Here is a 22,067-nt window from a genome sequence, read left to right as displayed (position 1 = left end):
TCTTACCCAATCACACTACCATTCGGCACGCTTGGGTCAACTGTCAAGACCGTCAACTTACCATCATGTTCCGCAGAGAGAATCATGCCTTGGCTGATGTATTTTTTCATCATTTTGCGTGGTTTGAGGTTAGCCACGATTTGGAGTTTTTTACCAACTAGTTCTTGTTCGTTTGGATAGAATTTAGCGATTCCTGACAAGATTTGGCGGTGGTCAGCGTCTCCCGCATCCAATCGGAAGCGAAGTAACTTGTCTGATCCTTCAACTTTTTCCACTTCGATAACTTCGGCAACGCGGATTTCCGAAGCGTCGAATTCTTCGAATTTAATGGTTTCTTTGCTTGAAGTCAATTCGACTTCTTCTGGCACCCACTCTTTTTCAACAGGCGCTTTGCCAGCGTTCATTTGTTCTTTGATGTAGGCAATTTCCTCGTCCATGTCAAGACGTGGGAAAATTGGTGTTCCTTTGGCAACGACTTTGATACCTGTTGGAAGTCCTGATAATGCAAGGTTTTCAAGGTCAAAGGCAGAGCCAAGTCCCAATTGTTCCATGATAGCATTTGACGTTTCCATCATGAATGGTTGGATAAGATGCGCTACCACACGGAGGCTAGCTGCCAAGTGAGCCATTACCGCCGCCAGTTTATCACGGTCTGCTTCATCCTTAGCCAATACCCAAGGAGCTGTTTCATCGATGTATTTGTTGGTACGAGAGATGATGTTCCAAACAACTTCAAGCGCACGCGGGTAATCCACTGCTGCCATTTGTTTGTGGTAGGCTGCGATGTTATCAGCTACAACTGTTGCCAAGTCAGCATCAAATTCAGTAGCCGTCGCAAAGGCAGGAACCTCACCACCAAAGTATTTGTTAATCATGGCAACGGTACGGTTAAGAAGATTTCCAAGGTCGTTGGCAAGCTCATAGTTGATACGACCAACGTAATCTTCTGGCGTGAAAGTACCATCTGAACCAATTGGAAGCGAACGAATGAGGTAGTAACGAAGTGGGTCAAGACCGAAGCGCTCTACCAACATTTCTGGGTAAACAACATTCCCTTTAGATTTAGACATTTTCCCATCTTGCATGACAAACCAACCATGCGCTACCAAGCGTGTTGGCAATGGTAAGTCAAGCGCCATCAACATAATTGGCCAGTAGATAGAGTGAAAACGAAGGATGTCTTTCCCAATCATGTGAATCACTTCATGTTGGTCATCATTTCCCCAGAATTTATCCATTTGATTTGGCAAGCTATTGTTGTAACCAAGCGCAGTGATATAGTTTGAAAGGGCATCAATCCATACGTAAACCACGTGTTTAGGGTCATTAGGAACTTTAACCCCCCAGGTGAAGGTCGTACGAGAAACTGCCAAATCTTCCAAGCCAGGCTCGATGAAGTTTTTCAGCATTTCATTCATGCGTCCGTCCGGTTGAATGAACTCTGGATGCTCTGCATAGTAGGCCTTCAAACGGTCCGCGTACTTACTCATGCGGAAGAAGTATGACTCTTCAGAGACTTTTTCAACTTCGTGTCCTGATGGGGCCACCCCACCAATCATGTTGCCATTTTCATCACGATACACTTCTGCCAATTGGCTTTCTGTAAAGAATTCTTCGTCAGAAACTGAGTACCAACCAGTGTATTCACCAAGGTAGATATCCCCTTTTTCCAATAATGTATCAAAGATTTTCGCAACAGCTTCTTCATGATAGTTGTCTGTTGTACGGATAAATTGGTCATAAGAAATGTCTAAGAGATTCCACAACTCTTTTACACCAACTGCCATACCATCTACATATTCTTGAGGTGTAATGCCAGCTTCTTCTGCTTTTTGCTGAATTTTTTGACCGTGCTCATCAAGACCTGTCAAATAATGCACATCAAAGCCCATCATGCGTTTGTAACGTGCTAAAACGTCGCAGGCAATGGTTGTGTAAGCAGAACCGATGTGCAATTTTCCTGATGGATAGTAAATCGGTGTGGTAATGTAAAAATTCTTTTCAGTCATATTTTTTCCTTTCAGCCCTAATGGGAGGCTATTCTAAGTATAACAATTCATTATACCATAAATTTGTCAAATTCCCCATCCAGTGGTATAATCGGTAACGTTATGAAAAGGAGAATCCGATGATTATTTTAGCAGGAATGATTGGGGTTGGAAAAACCACCTACAGTGCTCGTTTAGCTCAAGAATTAGGTACCGAGGCATTCTTCGAACCCGTAGATGACAATCCAATTCTAGATAAATATTATGAAAATCCTGATAAGTATGGCTTTGCCCTTCAAGTCTATTTCCTCAATCAACGTTTTAAGTCTGTCAAGGCCGCCTACGCCCAAGACAACAATATCCTAGACCGCTCGATTTACGAGGACGCTCTCTTTACCTACATCAATGCCTTGCAAGGAAAAATCAGCCAAGAAGAGTACGGCGTCTACCAAGGATTGCTGGAAACCTTCGTCCACGAAATCACTCATTTCCCAAAAGAACAACCTGACTTGCTGGTCTATTTGGATGGCAGTTTTGAGCACATTTTGAGTAACATCAAAAAACGTGGTCGCTCCTTTGAGCAACCCACTCCTGGCAACGGATTGGAAGACTACTACCGTCTGCTGCACAGCCACTACCAAAAATGGTATCAGGACTACGACCGTTGCCCTAAGATGATCATCCATACAGACGACTTAGACATTCATCAAGACCAAGACTGGGATACAGTTTACCAGATGATTTCTCAAAAAATGAAAGACATACGAAAAGAAGCTTAGTCAACTAGGCTTCTTTTTTGACATGCGATAAGAGTACACAACCGGCACAAGGACCATTACAACAACACTTGCCATAAAAACATAGGGTGCGATCAAGGGAATAAAACTGGTCACAAAGGACAAGCCTCCACAAATCACCCAAACTTTTCCTGCCAACCTGTGCGTCTGATTCCAATTTTCTTCATCATACAAGGTCCACGGCAACTTGATACCAACGATGTAATTTTGATGAATTTTAGGTAAATAATTTCCAATCACCATAAAGAGCAGACTGATGCTCGCTGCAATCAGGACACTGGGACTATTGAGATAACCAAGCGCTACAACCAAGGTGGACAGCTGGACCACTAGGGCAACTGCAGGAATCATCCAATAAATCACTTGGAGCATTTTAGAGCCAACATTAGCAGACTTGGGGCTAATCACTGTTAGGACAACTGTGAAAATATGCATAGCCAGCAAAATCAAAGGCAAGATAACGACCGCTTCAAACTTCGACGAATAGCCATCCGCCTGACCACTGATTCCAAAGTGAGTCGGCATTTGAGCTGGGAGCTGCTTCCATACCAACAGTCCCACTAAAATCGGCAAGCAAATCACCAAGGAGGTGATGCACAATAATTTTTTGTTAATCTTCATTTGAATCTCCTTTCAAATCCGATACCCAGGCGATAATATCCTCCAAAACAGAGGTGTTGAGTTCGTAAAAAATAAAATTTTTCTCCCGCCGCTCTCGTACCAAATCCGCCTCCTTGAGGAGTTTGAGATGATTGGAAATGGTGGCAGCTGTCAGATGAAAACACTCAGAAATCTCACCTGCCGAACGCTCTCCTGATTTCAATAAATCAAGAATTTCACGACGAACTGGATTTGACAGAGCCTTGAATGTTTTTGCGAAACTCATTCGTCCTCCTCCTTTTCTATTTAGAACTATTTCTAAATAGATTGTAGTCCTTTCTTTTAAAAAAAGCAAGAGCTATTTCGATATTTTTCAAAATAATTTTCAATCCCTGAAACTCGCACAGACGTCAGATTTTTGCTACAATAAATCCATACTGAATTGTAAAGGAAAAACTATGAAACTCATTTCTTGGAATATTGATTCCCTCAACGCAGCCTTGACCAGCGACTCGCCACGCGCACTCTTATCACGCGCTGTTATCGATACACTTGTTGCGGAAAACGCCGATATCATTGCCATTCAAGAGACAAAACTCTCTGCCAAAGGTCCGACTAAAAAACACTTGGAGATTTTGCAGGACTATTTCCCCGGCCACGACGTAGCTTGGCGCTCATCTATCGAACCGGCGCGCAAAGGGTATGCAGGAACCATGTTTCTCTACCGTAAAAACTTGGCACCAATCATCACCTTCCCAGAAATTGGTGCACCTACAACCATGGACTTGGAAGGGCGCATCATCACCTTGGAATTTGATAACTTCTTCGTCACTCAAGTGTATACGCCAAATGCAGGCGATGGACTCAGACGCTTAGAAGACCGCCAAGTTTGGGATGCTCAATACGCTACGTACTTAGCTACCCTAGACGCACAAAAACCAGTTCTTGCAACAGGTGACTATAACGTGGCCCACAAGGAAATTGACTTGGCAAACCCAAATAGCAACCGTCGTTCTCCTGGATTTACCGATGAAGAACGGGCTGGATTTACCCAGTTATTGGCCAAAGGCTTCACAGATACCTTCCGCCATATGCACGGTGATGTGCTAAACGCCTATAGCTGGTGGGCTCAACGCAGTAAAACTTCCAAAATCAACAACACAGGCTGGAGAATTGACTACTGGCTCACTTCAGAACGACTAGCAGACAAGATTACTCGCTCTGACATGATTGACTCTGGCGCACGTCAAGACCACACACCTATTGTCTTAGAAATTGAGTTATAAACAAAATTCCTATCTCATTGATAGGGATTTTTTCTTGTCAACCTCGTGTCAACTATGTGATAAACTATAAAAAAGGCTGTTTTTAGTAAATGTAAAAGACTTTTGATAGACGAAAATAGCCTCTACGAGTACACTAATGATGTCGAAAGGAGAACAATATGAAACTTGGGCAGCAAATTGTCAGCTACCGCAAATCACTACAACTCTCACAGGAAGAATTGGCAGAAAAAGTATATGTTAGCCGGCAAAGCATTTCCAACTGGGAAAATGATAAAACCTATCCTGACATCCACAGTTTGCTTTTATTAAGCCAGATTTTCCAAGTGAGTCTTGACACACTCATAAAAGGAGACATCGAAGAAATGAAAATGATCATCAATCAAAAAGAACGGGACACTTTCAACAAAGACACCTATGTCATGCTCATCCTCCTCGTCCTATCTTCTATCAGTATCTTTCCACTCTTGTACTTTTTAGACTGGTGGGGCTTGCTTATCTGGGGCGTCCTTCTTGTTCCACTCTTTTTTGTTACCAATCGGATTGAGCAATTTAAAAAGAAATACGACCTACAAACTTACAAAGAAATTGTCGCTGTTTCAGAAGGAAGAACCCTTGATACCATAGAAAAAAGAGAGGAAAAAGCAAAATATCCCTACCAAAAACCGCTTATCGTTCTCATTTTTACTCTTGCTGCAATGGCACTCGCCCTATGCAGCAACCTCATTGTCTTATGGTTGATTCGTTAATTCAAAAAGGTTTCAGTAGTAACTGAAACCTTTTATTGTCTAGAGATCCGAAAAGTCATACAATTGCGGGTATTGATGGCACTCTGGATTTTTTGGATGACAGATGGCCCGCCCAAAGTAAATCATGGCTTGATGCGCAGCCAACCATTTTTCTGGTGGCAATATGGCGCAAACCGTATCTTCCACTTCTCTAGGTGTCGCTGATTTTTTCACAATATCATGGTGCTTACAAATCCGCTCCACATGTGTATCCACAGCGAAGGCTGGAATGCCAAAACCAACAGACATAACAACGTTGGCTGTCTTGCGACCAACTCCCGCCAGACTTTCTAATTCCTTACGCGTTTGTGGCACGACTCCATCAAATTCATCCACCAACTGCTGGGCACATTTTTTCATAAATTTTGCCTTATTGCGATAGAGTCCCAAAGTGGCAATGTACTTAGCCAAGTCTGCTTCACTGGCTGCCGCCATCGCTTGTGGCGTCGGATAAGCCGCAAACAGGGCTGGCGTTGCTTTATTGACCGCCGCATCTGTCGTCTGGGCTGACAAGAGGACGGCAATGACTAACTCAAAATGATTCTTAAAGTCTAGACTGGGCTGAGCATCTGGAAACAGAGTGATAATCTCCTCCAGCACTTTTCTAGCACGTTTCTTTGATAAAACCATAGTTTCTCCTTTTTTCTATTATATCATGACGCGCGTGAAAGAGAGCCCCGTCAGCTTAGACAAAACAATTGACTTGCCATTCTTTTCATCATATAATACCTTATCACTAATTTGTGGATAGTTCCACGGAGGAAAAAATATGATTACAAAATCAACAACTATGTTATACGTTTCAGACACAAAAGCTGCATTAGATTTTTGGGTAGAAAAAATCGGATTTGTCCTACTTGATACGGCTGAGCATCCTGAAGCAACTTCTTACGAAATCGCTCCAAGTAAAGAGGCTGCATTTAGTTTTGGTATTCACGATAAAAACTGGGTCGCTACCAGTAATCCTGGTATGAATGTCGGATTTCCAAGTCTTCTCTTGGAAACAACGGATTTAGAAGAGGAATATACACGCCTCACAGAAGCTTGTGTCGCTACCAATCCCATCATGGAATACCAAGGAATGGTGCATTTCACCTTTGCCGATAACGAAGGCAATTATATCGCAGTGAAGGCGAGTTAAGACAGTCTAGTATGACAAGTCAAGAAACATATGAGCTATTAGTAGAACGTTTTGAGGCTGCTGCCAGTGAAACAGGTGCCCAGGCCATGTCTGCCTATTTACAGCATCAATTTACCTTTTTCGGTGTCCGCACTCCTCAACGCCGCCTGCTCTATAAGGACATTATTGCTACAGAAAAAAAGAAGAAGAAAATCGACTGGAAGCTGCTCGAGCTTGCTTGGAATCATCCCCATCGGGAACTCGATTATTTTGTCTGTGATTATCTAAAAGCGCAGCAAAAACTGCTCACCTTAGAGGATGTGCCCCGCTTGATGAACTTTGCGACCAGCCACCAATGGTGGGATTCCATTGACTGTTTGGACCGGATTTTTGGAAATATCGCTGACCAGCGCATTCCAGAACTGATGTTGGAATTTGCCACGTCAGATGATTTTTGGTTGCGGCGCATTGCCATTGACCACCAACTAGGACGAAAGGAAAAGACAGATACCAATCTACTGGCACAGATTGTCTTATTAAATCTTGGTAGTTCAGAATTTTTCATCAACAAATCCATTGGCTGGGCACTGAGAGATTACTCCAAAACCAATCCCGCCTGGGTGCGAAATTTTCTAGAGGAACACCGAGCTAAACTAGCCCCTCTATCACTCAAAGAAGCCAGTAAATATATATAAGAAAAACGGTATCTCTACCGTTTTTTATAATCCCAACTCTTTATATTCCGTCCGATAACCGATTTGCAGAACTTTCCCATCCTTGATTAAAATCGGCCGCTTGATCAGCATGCCATCACTAGCCAATAAACTCAAGGCCTCATCCACCGTCAAATCATCAAATTTATCTTTCAAACCAAGTGCACGGTAGCTATTTCCCGAGGTATTGAAAAACTTTTTGAGCTCCAATGGTGAATTTTCTAGCAAGCTGCGCAAGATTTCCACCTGCGGAGGGTTTGTCTTGATATCAATAGCTTCAAACTCCACACCTAACTGTGTCAATTCCTTCTTGGCTGCACGACAGGTCGTACATTTTGGATATTCATAAAAAGTATACATCTTAACTCCTTCTCTCATGTTCTAGTAACCAAGATTTGCGTTCTAGCCCACCTGCATAGCCCGTCAAGCTTCCATCCGCCCCAAGGATACGGTGACAAGGGATGATGAGCGACAGGGGATTTTTTCCGACGGCTCCGCCAATAGCTTGCGCTGATTTACAAGACAGTCTATCTGCCAGTTGACCGTAGGTCAAACTCTCTCCTGCTGGAATCAATCGCAACTCCTCCCAGACCCTTTTTTGAAAATCCGTCCCGTAAATGGACAAAGAAACTGCTGGCAAATTCTGACCGGAAAAATAAGCATCTAGCCAATTTTTGCCAGCTTCTAACAGGCTAGTTGACTGACAAGCAATTTCTTCCTTGTCGAATCCTCTTAACTCATACTTTTGTCCTACAAAATACAGCCCACAAAGCCCTTCTTCATCGGCTAAAAGACGAATTTCCCCTAGTGGAGACGAATAAAAATCTTGGTATAACATAGTCTAAGCATAACCTAAAAAGTCCTGAAAATCAATTCAGGACCTTTACTAATCTTAGCCTTCAATCAAGCGCACGCGCACAATGTTTTCAGACTGTTTGAAAGTCTCCACAAGACCTTGAACTTTTTCCTTGTCACTTTCGTTCAAATCCAACAATGTATAGGCATAGTCGCCCTTAGCACGATTCAAAATGTTCTCAATATTGATACCCAATTCTGACACGGCTGTCGAAATATTTGCGACGATATTTGGCACATTTTTGTTGATTAAGGTAATGCGGTAAGGTGCATTCAGCGGTTGATGCATATTTGGGAAGTTTACAGAATTTGTAATCTCACCAGTTTCCATAAACTGACGAATAGTCTTACCGGCCATGATGGCACAATTGAGCTCGGCTTCTTCGGTTGAGCCACCCACATGCGGGAAGACAGTAATGCCTGGCTTATTGAGCAATTCTTCTGTACCAAAGTCGGTGATGTAGCGCTTAATCACACCTGTTTCAATAGCTTCAAAGAGAGCTTGATTATCCACTAATTCTGCGCGAGCAAAATTGATAATCGTCGTCCCTTTTTGCATAAGAGCAAAGGCATCTGCATCAAATGTATGCTTAGTATCCGGTGTCAATGGAACGTGAACAGTAATATAGTCTGCTTGACTAAAGATTTCTTTCAAATCATTGACCCGTTTGACATGGCTGGAAATATTCCAAGCTGTTTCAATAGAAACATAAGGGTCGTAGCCCAACACGTTCATGCCAAGACGACGGGCATCGTTGGCAATACGCGCACCAATTGCCCCCAGACCGATAACACCCAAGGTTTTTCCGGCAATTTCTGAGCCTGCAAACTGGCTCTTCCCCGCTTCAATTTGCTTAGGTACATCGTCACCAGACAAGGTATTGGCCCAAGCAGAAGCAGACAAATAATCACGGGCAGACAAAAGGAGGGAGGTAATGACCGCTTCTTTTACCGCATTAGCATTGGCTCCAGGTGTGTTAAAAACAACGATTCCCGCCGCAGTTGCTTCGTCGATAGGAATGTTGTTGGTTCCCGCACCTGCACGCGCGATGGCTTTTAGATTTTCTGGAAATTCCACTCCGTGAAGTTTTTGACTACGGATGATGTAGGCATCTGGATTCTCCGCCTTGTCCCCATCAATCTGGAAATGATTTCCCAATTCTTTCAGCCCAATTTGATTGATATTGTTATAAGTTTTGACGCTAAATACCATAAATTTCCCCTTTTATTCTTCTGCATAGGCAGCCTCTTCTCCACCTCGTAACCAGCTGTCATTTTCAGAAAGTTCTTGGTAAAGAGCGGTTTCTGCCCTATTTTTTATTTTCTGATAGGCCAAGCGTTCCCCGTCGATGGGAACTTTTCCACAGTAGACAAAGCCTAATTTTTCTAAGATGTGCTGCATGGCAAGATTTTTCTCATGAGTATCACAACGAAAATCTGGCCCTTTGTGGCCTTCAATCAAGCCCTGCAAAAAAGTCTGTGCAACCTTTTGTCCAGCAACTTCCTTGGCCACAGCAACACGATGAAAGGCCACATAGAGATAATGATCATGTTTCCATTTACCATCATAAATGGCTGTATACTCTGGCTGATTGCCCAAATAAACCGCTGAATAAGCAACAATCTTCCCATCAAGAATGCCGACATAACCACGATTTTCTAAAATATCTTCAATAATAATTTCAGAATTTGGGTAACCGTTTTGCCACTGAAGACTACCTGCTGCAGCCAATGTTTTCTTGGCATCTTCTAAGATGTCCATGATAGACTCAACTTCGTTTGGATGAGCTAGTCGTATGTCCATTATTTATTTTCTTCCTCGAATTTCTTCATAAAGTCCATCAAATCAAGTACACCTTGACGTGGAAAGGCATTATAGAGACTGGCACGCATACCGCCTACACTACGGTGACCCTTGATATTTTTAAATCCAAGTGCATCTGCTTCTTTGGCGAATTTGGCATCCAATTCCTTACTTGGTGTCACAAATGGAATGTTGGCAAGAGAGCGGTCAGCTGGATTTTTAACCGGACTAGAATAGAAATCTGATTTTTCAATGGCATCATAGAGAAGACCAGATTTTTCACGATTGATTTCTTCCATTTTCTCCACACCGCCAAGTGCTTTTACATGCTCAAAGACCAACTTAGCAATGTAAATTCCAAATGTTGGTGGTGTATTGTAGAGAGAATCGTTGTCTGCTTGGATGCGGTAATCCAACATGCTTGAAAGAACAGGCTGGTCATTCAACAAGTCTTCACGGATAATGACAATGGTCACACCTGCTGGGCCAATATTCTTCTGTGCTCCAGCATAGATCATCCCAAAGTCTGCTACATTGTATCTGACAGCTAAAATGTTTGAAGACATGTCCGCCACGATTGGAACACCATTTGTGTCTGGTAAGTCATAAACGGATGTTCCTTCAATGGTATTATTGGTTGTCAAATGAACATAAGCAGCGTCTGGATCAATCTCACTGCTATCAAAACTTGGTACATAATCATAAACCGTTTCTTCAGATGAAGCCAATAAAATCGGCTCAAAGTCAATGGTTTTTGATAATTTCACAGCTTCTGTGTAAGCTTTTTTCCCCCATGAACCACCCACGACATAGTAAGCTTTTTTACCTGGCGCCAAATTCAAGGGAATCATGGAAAATTGTGTCGATGCTCCACCTTGCAAAAAGAGAACCTTGTAATTATCTGGGATCTCCATCAATTCACGCAAAAGGCTTTCTGCATCTTTTATAATATCGTCAAACTCTTTGGAGCGATGGGACAATTCCATTACACTCATGCCGGAGTTGGCATAATCCAAAAATTCTGCTTGTGCTTTTTTGAGCACTTCTTGTGGCAATACTGCAGGTCCTGCAGAGAAATTGTAAATTGTCATCATTTACCTCCAAAATTTATTTTGTTCATTATAGCATAAAAACAAAACAATTACACTACAATTTACAATTTTCTGAATATTTATTCTAAAAATCTCTTTTATTTTACGATATATACATTTTTAAACTGTAAATTGAGGACGTCATTTTTTTTGAAAAAAATAGCCTTGTTTCTAAACAAGACTAGTCTTCTTTTAACTGATGATACTGGGCGTAAACTTCTTGACGATTGAGACCAAATTCTTTGGCAACTTGCTTAATGGCCTGATTGGGCTTCAAGCCGCCAGCAATGGCATTTGCTACACGTTCCATGATGTCGACTTCTTGGGCAGATGGTGCTTCTACTTCATCCCCCTGCCCAGCTACAATCACCAGACATTCTCCCTTGAGTGGCGTTTCACGAATGAAGCTCAACACTTCTGAAATCGTCCCCCGTTGGTATTCCTCATAGAGCTTGGTCAATTCCCGCACAAGGGTCACCTGACGATCACCATAAACTGTTAGCATATTTTCCAAGGTATCCACAACACGATAGGGTGACTCGTAAAAAATTTGTGTTTCTGGATAGGATTTTTTTTCTTCAAAAAAGTTACGTTGCTGACCAGATTTTCGAGGTAAAAATCCATAAAAAATATGCGGTTGCGGAGCGAGCCCGCTAGCAATCAAGGCTGTAATTCCTGCCGAAGCCCCTGGCAAGGCTACGACCGTTATATTTTCTGCGATAGCTGCTTTAACCAAGTCATGACCTGGGTCCGAGATGGAAGGCATTCCCGCATCTGATACTTGCGCTAGCGATTTTCCAGACCGCAATAAGTCCAATAAATCTGGAATTTTTTCAAAAGCATTGTGCTCATGAAAGGAAATCTGCTTGGTCTCCACTTCAAAATGCTTGAGTAATATTCCTGTATTACGCGTGTCCTCTGCACAGATAAAGTCCACCTGCTTGAGCGTTTCCACTGCTCGAAATGTCATATCCTGCAGATTGCCAATCGGTGTCGGAACCAGATAGAGTGTCCCTGCCCCTTTTTCTTCTTTGAATGATTTCTGTACTTGCATCTTAATCTCGATTCAATAATTCTAGACAGAACATACAGTCCTCGTCATTGTCCCGGCGCTGACCGTAGGAAAAAGTACAGATATGGAAACCATCTTCGTAGATATTTTCCAAATTGACTTTACCAAAGTTTGTTTTGGCATTTTCCTTGTCATCCTTTTCTAAGCGTTCCCGCAACTTAGAATTCTCTAATCTGAGGGCCGTATTTTCATCAATCACAGCTTGGAGGTGCTTCTTGATGGCCTCAACTTCTGCCAAGGTCATCAAAATATTCTGCGAAAAATCTTCCAAAGCATCAAAAATCTCTTTTTTATCCATACGCTTCCTTCTATTTTTTCTTGCTGAGGGTCAATACCCAGAATTCCAAGGCATTTTGGAAACTAACATTGCTCATCCACATCTTCCTAGCATCCAAGAGCCCTACTAAGGCAGCCTGTCCCCTTTTTTCAGTCAATTTCTCTGACAAATACAGCCCCAAGAGCTCGAATAATCTTCCTTGATCCGCTTTCTCACTGGCTAATTGCACCAAGTTCCCCACCATCAAGTAGGCTTTTTGCGGTTGCACCAAAAGTGTCTCGACAAACTTTTTCGAAACCTGTAAACTGTCCAAGATACTTTTTTGCTGGGCAAGCTGCTCCGCCTCTTCCAATCCTGTCGCTAATTGTGCCAACAGCCGAGCTTGATTTTTCAAGAGCCCTTTTTCTTCCAAAACTTGGGTCATATAGGCAATATTCTTGGGAAAGGATACCAATTGCGTTCGACTCTTAATGGTTGGCAAGACCGCTTCTTCTTGGTTGGTAATGAGGAAAATGTGGATGTCCGACTGGGGTTCTTCAATCGCTTTTAGTAGTGAATTTGCAGCATTGGGGTGCATCTTCTCTGCATCACGGATAATAAAAACCTGTCTATTTCCTTCAAAGCCCGACTGAGAAAAGTCCTTGACCAGATCACGAACAGTATCCGTCTTAATCACATTCCCCTGCGGAGCGACAATGGTCATATCAGGAAATTCTTCCTGCTCAACCAAACGGCAATTCCGACAATGACCACAAGGAAGTACGGAATCTGATTCCTGACAGAAAACAGCCTGAGTCAGAAATTTGGCCATATCAAAACTAGCAAAATTTCCCGAAAAAAGATAGGCATGCCCCAAGCGATTGGCTTCTAAAATCCGACTAAACCGCTCAAAAAGTTGGGGTTGTAGTTGTTTGAGTATTTCCTGTTTCATTCTTCAAAAAAACGTTTCTTAATCACTGCAAGTGCATCTGCCACAACAGCCTCTAGAGGTTGGCTGGCATCGATTTTCACCATACGCTGAACTTCTTTTTCCAAAATGGACAAGTATCCTTGACGCACACGCTCATGCATATCAACCGTTTCCATATCCAAACGATCCACATCACGATCCTTGTTGCGCGCAATCCGTGCCAAGCCTTCTTCCACATTAATATCAAAATAAAGTGTCAGGTCCGGCTTCAAACCATCCGTTGCAAAATCATTGAGCCAATCAATATCTGCTGCATTAAGACCACGACCAAAACCTTGATAGGCAACTGAAGAATCAATAAAACGATCAACCAAGAGCAGCTGGCCCTTTTCTAATGCAGGCAAGATGCGCTCTTTTAAATGCTGACGACGAGCTGCGATATAGAGCAAGAGCTCTGTCTTATCATCCATAGCTATATTTTGAGGGTCCAAAATCACCTTACGAATGGACTCCGCAATCGCTACTCCACCTGGTTCACGTGTGGTCACAATTTCACGACCAAACTGCTCCAACTGAGGCAACAAATCCTGTAATACAGAGGTTTTTCCTGCTCCATCTGGACCTTCAAATGTGATAAATATACCTTTTTCCATGATTTCCTCGCACTTTTCTATTCTATTTATTTTACCAAAAAAGAAAGTAAAAAGCATCCTAAAATCCATCCAAATCATTTCCAGCTTTCTTCTATAAATGAAAGCTCTACCAAAATCAACTTGCTCCTTCCTCTAGATTTTGATAAAATAGAGTCATTAGGTCACGAGGAATCAATATGTTAAAAATTAAAAATATCAGTCTTATCTTGCTCGGTGCAGGATTGTTTTCATTTGGTTTGAACTATCTAGTCATGCCAAATGGGTTATATGAAGGTGGGGCAACTGGTCTCACATTGGTGATTTACTACCTCTTTCATATCAAGCCCTCGATTATGAATATTGTCATCAATATCCCACTTTTTATCCTAAGCTGGAAATTGCTGGGCAAACGCATGCTCTATTACAGCTTGGTGGGAACCTTTGCCGTAACGGCTTGGCTGGCCATTTTTGAACGCATTCCTCTAAAAATCAATCTGGAGGGGGATTTGATTATTGTCGCCATGCTAGCTGGGATTTTCATCGGAGCTGGTCTGGGAATTATTTTCAAGGCTGGCGGCACGACGGGGGGCAGTGATATTATCGCACGTATCGGTCACAAATTCACTCCTTACACGATCGGTCAATGGATTTTGATGGTTGATTTTATGGTCTTGGTCCTCATTGTCTTGGTATCAAAAGATCTTCGTGTTGTCCTCTACACCTTGATTGAGGTGACCATCGCTTCTAAAATGATTGACCTGGTCAGCGACGGAGGTTATGGTAGCAAGGGCGTGATGATTATTTCGGAAAAATCTCAAGAACTGGCAACGGCCATTGATGCACAAATTGAACGCGGTGTGACCTTTATCAAGGCCCAAGGTTTTTACAGCAAACGTGACACAAATATGGTCTATTCCGTTATTTATAAAAGCCAATTGCAGGAAATGAAAGAACTCATTCATAAAATTGATCCCCATGCTTTCATCACGATCGTAGATGCACACGAAGTGCTGGGCGAAGGATTTACACTGGATGCTAACAAGCAACCACTTGAAAAGGACTAGGAAATCCCTAGCCCTTTTTCTATTACCTAGCCCAACTCACCTTTTGCCAGAGCAATCTGCCATTTGACCTGGTCAAAACCTGTTCCACCCAAGGAATTACGACGTTCTACAGTCGTATGAGATCTGAGAGTTTCATAGATATCTTTCTCAATTAAATCCGAAATTTCTTGATAACGTTCGAGGGAAACATCTTGTAAATAGTAACCAGCTTTGGTGCACTCCAAGACGAGTTTACCGACAATTTCGTGGGCTTCGCGGAAAGGAAGTCCTTTTGAAGCAAGATAGTCTGCTAGTTCAGTCGCATTTGAAAAATCTTTCTCGGTTGATTCTGCCATGTGCTTATCATTGACCGTCATGGTGTTGATCATACCAGCCAAGATATCGATAGCCACGGTGATGGTTTCAGCGGTGTCAAACATACCTTCCTTATCTTCTTGAAGGTCTTTATTATAAGCCAAAGACAAGGATTTCATGACCGTCAACAGACCGATAAGATTACCGTAGACACGACCAGATTTTCCACGGATAAGCTCTGCCATATCCGGATTTTTCTTCTGAGGCATGATGGATGAGCCTGTTGAAAAAGTGTCTGACAAGGTCACAAATTGGTACTCGTGGCTACACCAGTTAATAATTTCCTCGCAAAGACGAGACATGTGCATCATGAGAATGCTGGCGTTTGCTAAAAATTCCAAGATAAAATCACGGTCAGACACAGCATCAAGAGAATTGCTGTAAGGCTTGGCAAAACCCATGAGCTGCGCCGTCATCTTACGGTCAATAGGAAAGGTTGTCCCTGCCAAAGCTGCCGCACCAAGAGGAGAAATATCCGTATGCTTGACATTGAACTCAAAACGCTCACTATCACGGGTAAACATACTGTAATAAGCCATCAAATGATGCCCGAAAGAAATCGGTTGAGCATGCTGCACATGGGTATAACCTGGCATAATGGTATAGACATGCCTATCCGCCAAGTTCACCAAAGACTGACGCAAATTAGCCAATTTTTCAATGACTTCGGACAACTTAGACTTGAGATAAAGATGCATATCCGTTGCCACTTGATCATTCCGTGAGCGCGCTGTGTGGAGTTTACCAGCTACTGCACCAATTTCAGCGGTTAGGAGACTTTCAATGTTCATGTGAATGTCTTCGTTAGAAACGTCAAAGACCAGTTGACCCTCTTCATACTGCGCCAGCAATTTTTCAAGGCCAGCCTTAATCGTATCCGCTTCTTCTTGGGCAATAATCCCCGTCGCACCCAGCATGGTTACGTGAGCTATAGAGCCCTGAATGTCAAATTTCGCCATTTTTTGATCGAAACTGATGGATGCTCCAAACTCTTCAACCCACTTCTCAAGACCAGCCTCAAAACGGCCTCCCCATAATTTGTGATTTTCTGCCATAATCTTATCTCTCTATTTACTTTAAAACTATAAAAGCCGGGACTCTTGTCTCAGCTTTTAGTGTCTCTCAGGACAGAAAGCCCATAGGCTTTTCGAGGCATCTCTCTGAACGCCTTATCGAATGCAAATAATATAAAAAGTCTCAGATGGAGCTCGCCGGCTCCTTTTATCTGAAGGTTTTATTACTAATGTTATCTTATTATTTCCCTTTTCTTAAATGGTGACCCGCTTTTCTCTTACTTGCTATTGACTTGTGAATTTACTTGGGTTGGTAGTCCCCATAGTTTGATGAAGCCTACGGCTGCGTCTTGGTCAAAGCTATCTGCTGCTGTGTAGGTTGCTAAGTTTTCATCGTAGAGTGAGTTGGGTGACTTACGTGCGACAACCTTCGCTGAACCCTTGTAAAGTTTCACTTTTGCAGTACCATTAACGACTTTTTGAGTTTCCTTGATGTAGGCAATGATGGCTTCTGTTGCTGGACTGAACCACAAAGCGTTGTAAATCAAGTTGGACAGTTCATTTTCAAGGATTGGTTTGAAGTGTGAAACTTCACGTACCAACGTCAAGTCTTCAATTTCTTTGTGAGCTGCTAAAAGAACGGTGGCACCTGGGCATTCGTAGATTTCACGTGATTTGATACCGACAAGTCTGTTTTCAACGTGGTCGATACGGCCAACACCATGTTTTCCTGCAATGATGTTGAGTTCTTGGATGAGGTCAGCTAATTTCAGTTCTTTTCCGTTAATGGCTACTGGCTTCCCAGCTGCAAATGTGATTTCAACATATTCCGCTTCATTTGGTGCGGCTTCAGGAGCGTTTGTAATCCCAAAAGCTTCTTCTGGGGCTTCATTCCAAGGATTTTCAAGAACGCCACATTCATTAGCCCGCCCCCATAGATTTTGGTCGACAGAGTAAGGATTGTCTAAATCCGCTGGAACGGGAACACCGTTTTCCTTGGCAAATTTAATTTCTTCTTCTCTATGCCACTTCCATTCGCGAACGGGAGCTACAACTTTCAAGCTCGGATCCAGTGCAGCGATGGCAACTTCAAACCGTACCTGGTCATTTCCCTTACCAGTACAACCGTGTGCAATCGCTGTAGCGCCTGTTTTATGAGCAATTTCTACTAATTTTTTAGAAATAATGGGCCGACTAAGCGCCGAAACCAATGGGTATTTTTGTTCATACATAGTATGGGCCTGTAAGGCAGGTAGGACAAATTCTTCTGCAAACTCATCCTTCACATCTAAAACATAGGATTCAATTGCACCAACTGCCAACGCCTTATCATGAATAAAACCCAATTCTTTCCCTTCGCCGACATCCATACAGACTGCAATCACATCATAATCTTTTTTCAGCCAGACAATCGCTACAGAAGTGTCTAAACCGCCAGAATAAGCCAAAATCAATTTTTCCTTTGTCATCGTTACCACCCGTTTTCTTTCTTCTTTCACTACGTTTTCGTAATGCATAAATTGTATTTTAGTGAATTTTTATTTATTTGTCAATAGTTTTTGTATATTTTTTCATTTAACGCTTGACTTATGTTTAAATACAGCATAAAATGTATAATAATACAAGTGTTTTTAAAAGGAGATTTGAATATGTCATTCAAAAAAAACAGCTTTAGGATTATCAACAATCGCTCTTTCTATATTATTAAGTGCTTGCTCTACTTCGTCAGGGCAGGATGCAACTGTTAATAATATACAAAAAAATGATAAATTAGTCGTCGCTATGAATCCTGAATTCGCACCGTTTGAATACAAGACTCTTGTCAACGGCAAAGACACCATCGTCGGCTCAGATGTAAAATTGGCCCAGGCAATCGCAGATGAACTCGGAGTCAAGCTGGAACTCTCTCCAATGAGTTTTGACAACGTCCTCTCAAGCCTTCAAACTGGCAAGGCAGACATTGCGATTTCAGGTATTTCCGTCACAGAAGAGAGAAAGAAAACATTCGACTTCTCAGACCCTTACTACAAAGCCAATAATGTTCTCATCATCAAAAATGAACAGCTAAATACCTTCTCTTCCATCAAGAGCCTAGCCGGTAAAACCATTGCTGCTCAAAAAGGTTCTGTACAAGAATCCGTCATCAAAGACCAAATTCCAGATGCAACCTTGATTTCACTCACATCAAATGGAAATATGATCACCGAATTACAAGCCGGAACAGTTGATGCGGTCATCTTAGAAAAGCCAATCGCAGAAGGTTATATCAAAAATAACCCTGGATTAACCTTAGCAAAAATCGAACTAGACTCATCAGATACCGACTCATATGCCGTTGCATTTTCAAAAAATAATGACATCTTGAAAAAGAAAATCAATAAAGTTGTCAAAGAATTGGTCACATCTGGCAAATACGCTACCTATGTACAGGAAGCCTACGAGTCAAATACTTCTGAGTAACTAAAAAAGGCCTGTCCTCAATTGGACAGGCCTTTTTCTTATATTTTCTTGGCAACGGTGTGTTGGATACTATCCACAACAAAGCCTGCTTGCGTCAAACAGGTTGTCAGGCTGTCTTCATCAACCTTACCACCAATTTGGATTTCGACTACAGCACGTTCAGAACGGTCTTCAATTTGTACCGTCCGCTTAATGTTATAGCCTTCCTTGGCAATGACTTGAAGAATATTTCCCAAAACACCTGCCTTATCATCTACTAGCATGCGGAGGCGTACTCCCTCTTCTCCATAGCCAGATACATGAAGAAAGGCTGCAAATGCATCTCGGTCTGTGATAATTCCATACAGCTGACCATCATCCACAACGGGTAAAATACCCACCTTATTTTGGTACATGAGATAGACTGCATCTTCCAGACTCGCAAATTGCGATACGGTAATCACATCTTTAATCATGACATCTTTGACCTTGGTCTTATTGAGAAGGTAATTCATCTCATAGATGGATAGGCTAGTAGCCTTAGATGGACTCGCTTCAGCAATAGTTCCTTCCGTTACAAGGCCGACCAATTTATCATTTTCAATCACGGGCAGACGGTGAATATTTTGATCACGCATGAGATCTGCTGCATGGGCAATTGTCGTATCTGGTGAAATATACACCACTTTTCGTGTCATAAATTCTTTGACAGCCATAGAATTTCCTCCATTTTTCTAAGTCTATTATAGCATATTTTAGAAATTACTAACCACTACCTTTGCACTGATTAGCAGGTAAATTGTAAGCTAAAAGCCATCCAAAAGGAATGACTTTTACGACTTTTATCCACCAAGATAAGCCTTACGGACTTCATCAGAGGCAAGAAGTTCTTGGCCACTACCTGTCAAGACGACCTTACCAGTTTCCAATACGTACCCGCGATCTGCGATAGCGAGTGCCTTATTGGCATTTTGCTCGATCAAGAGAACGGTTGTTCCTTGTTTTTGGATATCTTGGATAATATCAAAAATTTCTTGGATAAAGATTGGTGCCAAGCCCATAGATGGTTCATCCAAGAGCAAGAGTTTTGGCTGGCTCATGAGCGCACGACCCATAGCAAGCATCTGCTGTTCACCACCTGAAAGTGTCGCTGCATCTTGTCCCTTACGCTCTTCCAAGCGTGGGAAACGGTCAAAAACTTTTTTCAAGTTCTTTTGATTTTCTTCGCGATTGTTTTTCAAGAAAGCACCCATTTCCAGATTTTCTATAACTGTCAATCCTGGGAAAACATGGCGTCCTTCTGGTACCTGAGCGAGCCCTGCAGCTACGATTTTACGAGCTGGAACTTTTTGAATCTCATTACCCAGATAAGAAATAGTTCCTGATGATGGACGAACCAATCCTGAAATAGTCCGCAAGATAGAGGTTTTCCCAGCACCATTGGCACCAATCAAGGTAACAACTTCGCCTTCATTTACCTCAAAAGAAACATTTTTTACGGCTTCGATGACGCCGTAATGTACAGATAGATTGTCAACTTTTAACATAGACATTAGGCTTCACCTCCTAGATAGGCTTCGATAACACGTTTATTTTGTTTGATTTCATCCGGTGTTCCGTGTGCAATCAAGCGACCATATTCCAATACGTAGATGCGTTCGGTAACTTCCATAACCAGACTCATATCATGCTCAATCAGCATAATGGTAATCTTGAAATCATCCTTGATTTGACGAATCAACTGCGTTAATTCAGCCGTTTCTTGTGGGTTCATACCTGCAGCAGGCTCATCAAGGAAAAGAATTTTTGGCTCTGTTGCCAGTGCGCGAACGATTTCCAACCGACGTTGCTGTCCGTATGGAAGATTTTTAGCAAGTGTATCTGCATCCTTGTCCAAGTTGAAAATTTTCAACAATTCCAAGGCTTTTTCTTTTAAGTCAGCTTCATTTTTATAGAAGACTGGTAAGCGGAAGAAACTTGCAAATACATGTAGTTTATGGTGATTCCCAAAGGCAATCAAAACATTTTCCAGCACTGTCATGTCCTTGAACAAGCGGATATTTTGGAAAGTACGTGATAAACCAAGTGACGCAATTTTAGAAGGCGCCTTGCCATTTAGCAAGGTATCATCCAGCGTAACGCTTCCTTCACTCGGCTCGTAGACACCTGTCAGAAGGTTGAAAAGTGTTGTTTTACCAGCACCATTTGGTCCGATAAGACCGACCAATTCTCCTTCTTCCAATTCTATGGTCACATCGCCAACAGCCGTCAATCCACCGAAATGTTTGGTTAATTTTTTTACTTCAAGAAGTGCCATTTACTTGTCCTCCTTCTTTTTAAAGAATGCTGACAGGGCAAGTTCTTTTGTGCCCAAGAGTCCGCCTGGACGGAAAATCATGATGAGAATCAAAGCCAGCGAATAGATAATCATACTGATATCAGAGTAATTTTTGAGGAAAACGTTCAAGACACCAAGTACAATAGCTGCTAAGAAAGTTCCTGTAATTGAACCCAAGCCACCCAAAACGATGATAATCAAGATATTAACAGATGTCATGAAGGCAAAGTCTTTTGGCACAACTGTCCCAACATAACCCGCTTGCAAACCTCCGGCAATGGCTGCTGTCATAGCACCAATAACAAAGGCCACAACTTTCATTTTAGTTGGATTAACACCAACTGACTCAGCAGCAATCTCATCTTCACGGACAGAAATGACCGCACGTCCCATCGGACTACGCAAGAAATTCAAGGTTAAAATCGTTGTAATCACTACAAAAGCATAAACAATTTGCCAATTGGTAAAGAGAGGAATGTTCATAATTCCAGCAGCGCCGTTTGTCAAATCACCACCGTTGATAATAAGGATACGTATAATTTCAGCCACACCAAGTGTCGCAATGGCAAGGTAATCCCCTTTTAGACGAAGAGTTGGAATCCCTACGAGCAATGCCACTGCACCTGCTAACAACATCCCAATCACAATGGCCAAGATGAATCCACCATAAGTTGGCATTTGGGAGCCGATAATGGCCACAGCATAAGCACCGATGGCCATAAAACCAGCGTGCCCCAAAGAGAACTGCCCAGAAAAACCAACAACTAGGTTTAGTCCTACAGCCAAAATGATATTGACCCCAATTTGCTGCACAATTTGAATGTAGTAAAAGTTAAAGACGCCAGCTGCTACTAAGACATCAATCAAAAGAAAGCCTGCAACAAGAATGGCTAACCAGATAAGATTGAGTTTCAAATTTTGTTTCATGG

General features: G+C 42.3%; 26 protein-coding genes. 7 read left to right on the top strand and 19 right to left on the bottom strand.

The genetic code is table 11. The features are described from left to right. Nucleotides 1-2 precede the first annotated feature (2 nt). Nucleotides 3-2,009, bottom strand: coding sequence for a methionine--tRNA ligase (metG, locus tag ABID27_RS01365; protein WP_253362778.1), 2,007 nt, complete (start codon nucleotides 2,007-2,009; stop codon nucleotides 3-5). 119 nt (nucleotides 2,010-2,128) lie between these two features. Here metG and ABID27_RS01360 point away from each other — a divergent pair, with 119 nt between their 5' ends. After that, nucleotides 2,129-2,767, top strand: coding sequence for a deoxynucleoside kinase (locus ABID27_RS01360; protein WP_354279700.1), 639 nt, complete (start codon nucleotides 2,129-2,131; stop codon nucleotides 2,765-2,767). Here ABID27_RS01360 and ABID27_RS01355 read toward each other — a convergent pair whose 3' ends face one another. Further along, nucleotides 2,768-3,406, bottom strand: a complete 639-nt coding sequence (locus ABID27_RS01355) for an SdpI family protein (RefSeq protein WP_354279698.1) — start codon at nucleotides 3,404-3,406, stop codon at nucleotides 2,768-2,770. Continuing rightward, nucleotides 3,396-3,671 carry an autorepressor SdpR family transcription factor gene (locus ABID27_RS01350; RefSeq protein WP_253362766.1) on the bottom strand — a complete coding sequence of 92 codons (276 nt, stop codon included), beginning with the start codon at nucleotides 3,669-3,671 and terminating at the stop codon, nucleotides 3,396-3,398. Before ABID27_RS01350 ends, ABID27_RS01355 begins: the two co-directional genes overlap by 11 nt. Nucleotides 3,672-3,843: 172 nt before the next feature. On the opposite strand from ABID27_RS01350, the gene ABID27_RS01345 reads away from it, so the two are divergent. Next, entirely contained in the window at nucleotides 3,844-4,671 is an 828-nt protein-coding gene (locus tag ABID27_RS01345; RefSeq protein ID WP_354279696.1) for an exodeoxyribonuclease III, read from the top strand. Nucleotides 4,672-4,829: 158 nt separating this feature from the next. Next, on the top strand, nucleotides 4,830-5,417 hold the full coding sequence (locus ABID27_RS01340; RefSeq protein ID WP_354279694.1) for a helix-turn-helix domain-containing protein: 588 nt from the start codon (nucleotides 4,830-4,832) through the stop codon (nucleotides 5,415-5,417). Nucleotides 5,418-5,456: 39 nt separating this feature from the next. Here ABID27_RS01340 and nth read toward each other — a convergent pair whose 3' ends face one another. After that, complete coding sequence (nth, locus tag ABID27_RS01335) at nucleotides 5,457-6,086, bottom strand: endonuclease III (RefSeq protein WP_253362753.1); 630 nt, start codon at nucleotides 6,084-6,086, stop codon at nucleotides 5,457-5,459. A gap of 139 nt (nucleotides 6,087-6,225) precedes the next feature. On the opposite strand from nth, the gene ABID27_RS01330 reads away from it, so the two are divergent. Both ABID27_RS01330 and ABID27_RS01325 read left to right on the top strand, forming a co-directional pair. Next, nucleotides 6,226-6,597 (top strand): VOC family protein, encoded by a 372-nt coding sequence (locus ABID27_RS01330; RefSeq protein ID WP_354279692.1) that lies wholly within the window; start codon nucleotides 6,226-6,228, stop codon nucleotides 6,595-6,597. Nucleotides 6,598-6,608: 11 nt separating this feature from the next. Beyond that, nucleotides 6,609-7,271, top strand: a complete 663-nt coding sequence (locus ABID27_RS01325; protein ID WP_354279690.1) for a DNA alkylation repair protein — start codon at nucleotides 6,609-6,611, stop codon at nucleotides 7,269-7,271. A gap of 24 nt (nucleotides 7,272-7,295) precedes the next feature. Here ABID27_RS01325 and ABID27_RS01320 read toward each other — a convergent pair whose 3' ends face one another. The 9 genes from ABID27_RS01320 to tmk all read right to left on the bottom strand — a co-directional run bounded on the left by ABID27_RS01320 (nucleotide 7,296) and on the right by tmk (nucleotide 13,951). Continuing rightward, the gene (locus ABID27_RS01320) at nucleotides 7,296-7,649 is read right to left on the bottom strand and encodes an arsenate reductase family protein (protein WP_354279688.1); all 354 of its coding nucleotides are present in this window, start codon (nucleotides 7,647-7,649) and stop codon (nucleotides 7,296-7,298) included. A 1-nt stretch (nucleotide 7,650) separates the two neighbouring features. Next, the gene (locus ABID27_RS01315) at nucleotides 7,651-8,127 is read right to left on the bottom strand and encodes a methylated-DNA--[protein]-cysteine S-methyltransferase (protein ID WP_354279686.1); all 477 of its coding nucleotides are present in this window, start codon (nucleotides 8,125-8,127) and stop codon (nucleotides 7,651-7,653) included. A gap of 54 nt (nucleotides 8,128-8,181) precedes the next feature. Then, entirely contained in the window at nucleotides 8,182-9,357 is a 1,176-nt protein-coding gene (locus tag ABID27_RS01310) for a 3-phosphoglycerate dehydrogenase family protein (protein WP_354279684.1), read from the bottom strand. Nucleotides 9,358-9,369: 12 nt separating this feature from the next. Further along, a complete protein-coding gene (locus ABID27_RS01305; RefSeq protein WP_354279682.1) occupies nucleotides 9,370-9,948 on the bottom strand; it encodes a GNAT family N-acetyltransferase in 579 nt (192 codons plus the stop codon). Next, on the bottom strand, nucleotides 9,948-11,039 hold the full coding sequence (serC, locus tag ABID27_RS01300; protein WP_354279945.1) for a 3-phosphoserine/phosphohydroxythreonine transaminase: 1,092 nt from the start codon (nucleotides 11,037-11,039) through the stop codon (nucleotides 9,948-9,950). The genes ABID27_RS01305 and serC overlap by 1 nt, the downstream gene beginning before the upstream one ends. A gap of 181 nt (nucleotides 11,040-11,220) precedes the next feature. Further along, on the bottom strand, nucleotides 11,221-12,093 hold the full coding sequence (gene rsmI / locus ABID27_RS01295) for a 16S rRNA (cytidine(1402)-2'-O)-methyltransferase (protein WP_354279680.1): 873 nt from the start codon (nucleotides 12,091-12,093) through the stop codon (nucleotides 11,221-11,223). A 1-nt stretch (nucleotide 12,094) separates the two neighbouring features. Further along, the gene (gene yabA, locus ABID27_RS01290; RefSeq protein WP_253362735.1) at nucleotides 12,095-12,409 is read right to left on the bottom strand and encodes a DNA replication initiation control protein YabA; all 315 of its coding nucleotides are present in this window, start codon (nucleotides 12,407-12,409) and stop codon (nucleotides 12,095-12,097) included. Between the two features lie 10 nt (nucleotides 12,410-12,419). Next, nucleotides 12,420-13,319 carry a DNA polymerase III subunit delta' gene (locus ABID27_RS01285; protein WP_354279678.1) on the bottom strand — a complete coding sequence of 300 codons (900 nt, stop codon included), beginning with the start codon at nucleotides 13,317-13,319 and terminating at the stop codon, nucleotides 12,420-12,422. Beyond that, on the bottom strand, nucleotides 13,316-13,951 hold the full coding sequence (tmk, locus tag ABID27_RS01280) for a dTMP kinase (protein WP_354279676.1): 636 nt from the start codon (nucleotides 13,949-13,951) through the stop codon (nucleotides 13,316-13,318). Before tmk ends, ABID27_RS01285 begins: the two co-directional genes overlap by 4 nt. A gap of 176 nt (nucleotides 13,952-14,127) precedes the next feature. Between tmk and ABID27_RS01275 the strand changes: the two genes are divergently transcribed. Next, nucleotides 14,128-14,994 (top strand): YitT family protein, encoded by an 867-nt coding sequence (locus tag ABID27_RS01275; protein WP_253362729.1) that lies wholly within the window; start codon nucleotides 14,128-14,130, stop codon nucleotides 14,992-14,994. A 26-nt stretch (nucleotides 14,995-15,020) separates the two neighbouring features. Here ABID27_RS01275 and argH read toward each other — a convergent pair whose 3' ends face one another. Together argH and ABID27_RS01265 are read right to left on the bottom strand one after the other, a co-directional pair. Further along, nucleotides 15,021-16,403 carry an argininosuccinate lyase gene (gene argH / locus ABID27_RS01270; protein WP_354279674.1) on the bottom strand — a complete coding sequence of 461 codons (1,383 nt, stop codon included), beginning with the start codon at nucleotides 16,401-16,403 and terminating at the stop codon, nucleotides 15,021-15,023. A 236-nt stretch (nucleotides 16,404-16,639) separates the two neighbouring features. Next, nucleotides 16,640-17,830, bottom strand: a complete 1,191-nt coding sequence (locus ABID27_RS01265) for an argininosuccinate synthase (protein WP_253362725.1) — start codon at nucleotides 17,828-17,830, stop codon at nucleotides 16,640-16,642. A 313-nt stretch (nucleotides 17,831-18,143) separates the two neighbouring features. Between ABID27_RS01265 and ABID27_RS01260 the strand changes: the two genes are divergently transcribed. Beyond that, on the top strand, nucleotides 18,144-18,821 hold the full coding sequence (locus ABID27_RS01260; protein WP_354279672.1) for a transporter substrate-binding domain-containing protein: 678 nt from the start codon (nucleotides 18,144-18,146) through the stop codon (nucleotides 18,819-18,821). Nucleotides 18,822-18,859: 38 nt separating this feature from the next. Here ABID27_RS01260 and ABID27_RS01255 read toward each other — a convergent pair whose 3' ends face one another. The 4 genes from ABID27_RS01255 to ABID27_RS01240 all read right to left on the bottom strand — a co-directional run bounded on the left by ABID27_RS01255 (nucleotide 18,860) and on the right by ABID27_RS01240 (nucleotide 22,065). Next, nucleotides 18,860-19,516, bottom strand: a complete 657-nt coding sequence (locus tag ABID27_RS01255; protein ID WP_253362721.1) for a CBS and ACT domain-containing protein — start codon at nucleotides 19,514-19,516, stop codon at nucleotides 18,860-18,862. Nucleotides 19,517-19,642: 126 nt separating this feature from the next. Further along, on the bottom strand, nucleotides 19,643-20,353 hold the full coding sequence (locus ABID27_RS01250; protein WP_253362719.1) for an ABC transporter ATP-binding protein: 711 nt from the start codon (nucleotides 20,351-20,353) through the stop codon (nucleotides 19,643-19,645). After that, complete coding sequence (locus tag ABID27_RS01245; RefSeq protein WP_354279669.1) at nucleotides 20,353-21,117, bottom strand: ABC transporter ATP-binding protein; 765 nt, start codon at nucleotides 21,115-21,117, stop codon at nucleotides 20,353-20,355. The genes ABID27_RS01250 and ABID27_RS01245 overlap by 1 nt, the downstream gene beginning before the upstream one ends. Beyond that, complete coding sequence (locus ABID27_RS01240; RefSeq protein ID WP_253362715.1) at nucleotides 21,118-22,065, bottom strand: branched-chain amino acid ABC transporter permease; 948 nt, start codon at nucleotides 22,063-22,065, stop codon at nucleotides 21,118-21,120. Between the last annotated feature and the right edge of the window lie 2 nt (nucleotides 22,066-22,067).

The sequence above is a fragment of the Streptococcus gallinaceus genome (assembly GCF_040545695.1).
In the GTDB taxonomy this organism is placed as follows: Bacteria; Bacillota; Bacilli; order Lactobacillales; family Streptococcaceae; genus Streptococcus; species Streptococcus gallinaceus.
This window is presented reverse-complemented; position numbering and strand designations above follow the sequence as displayed.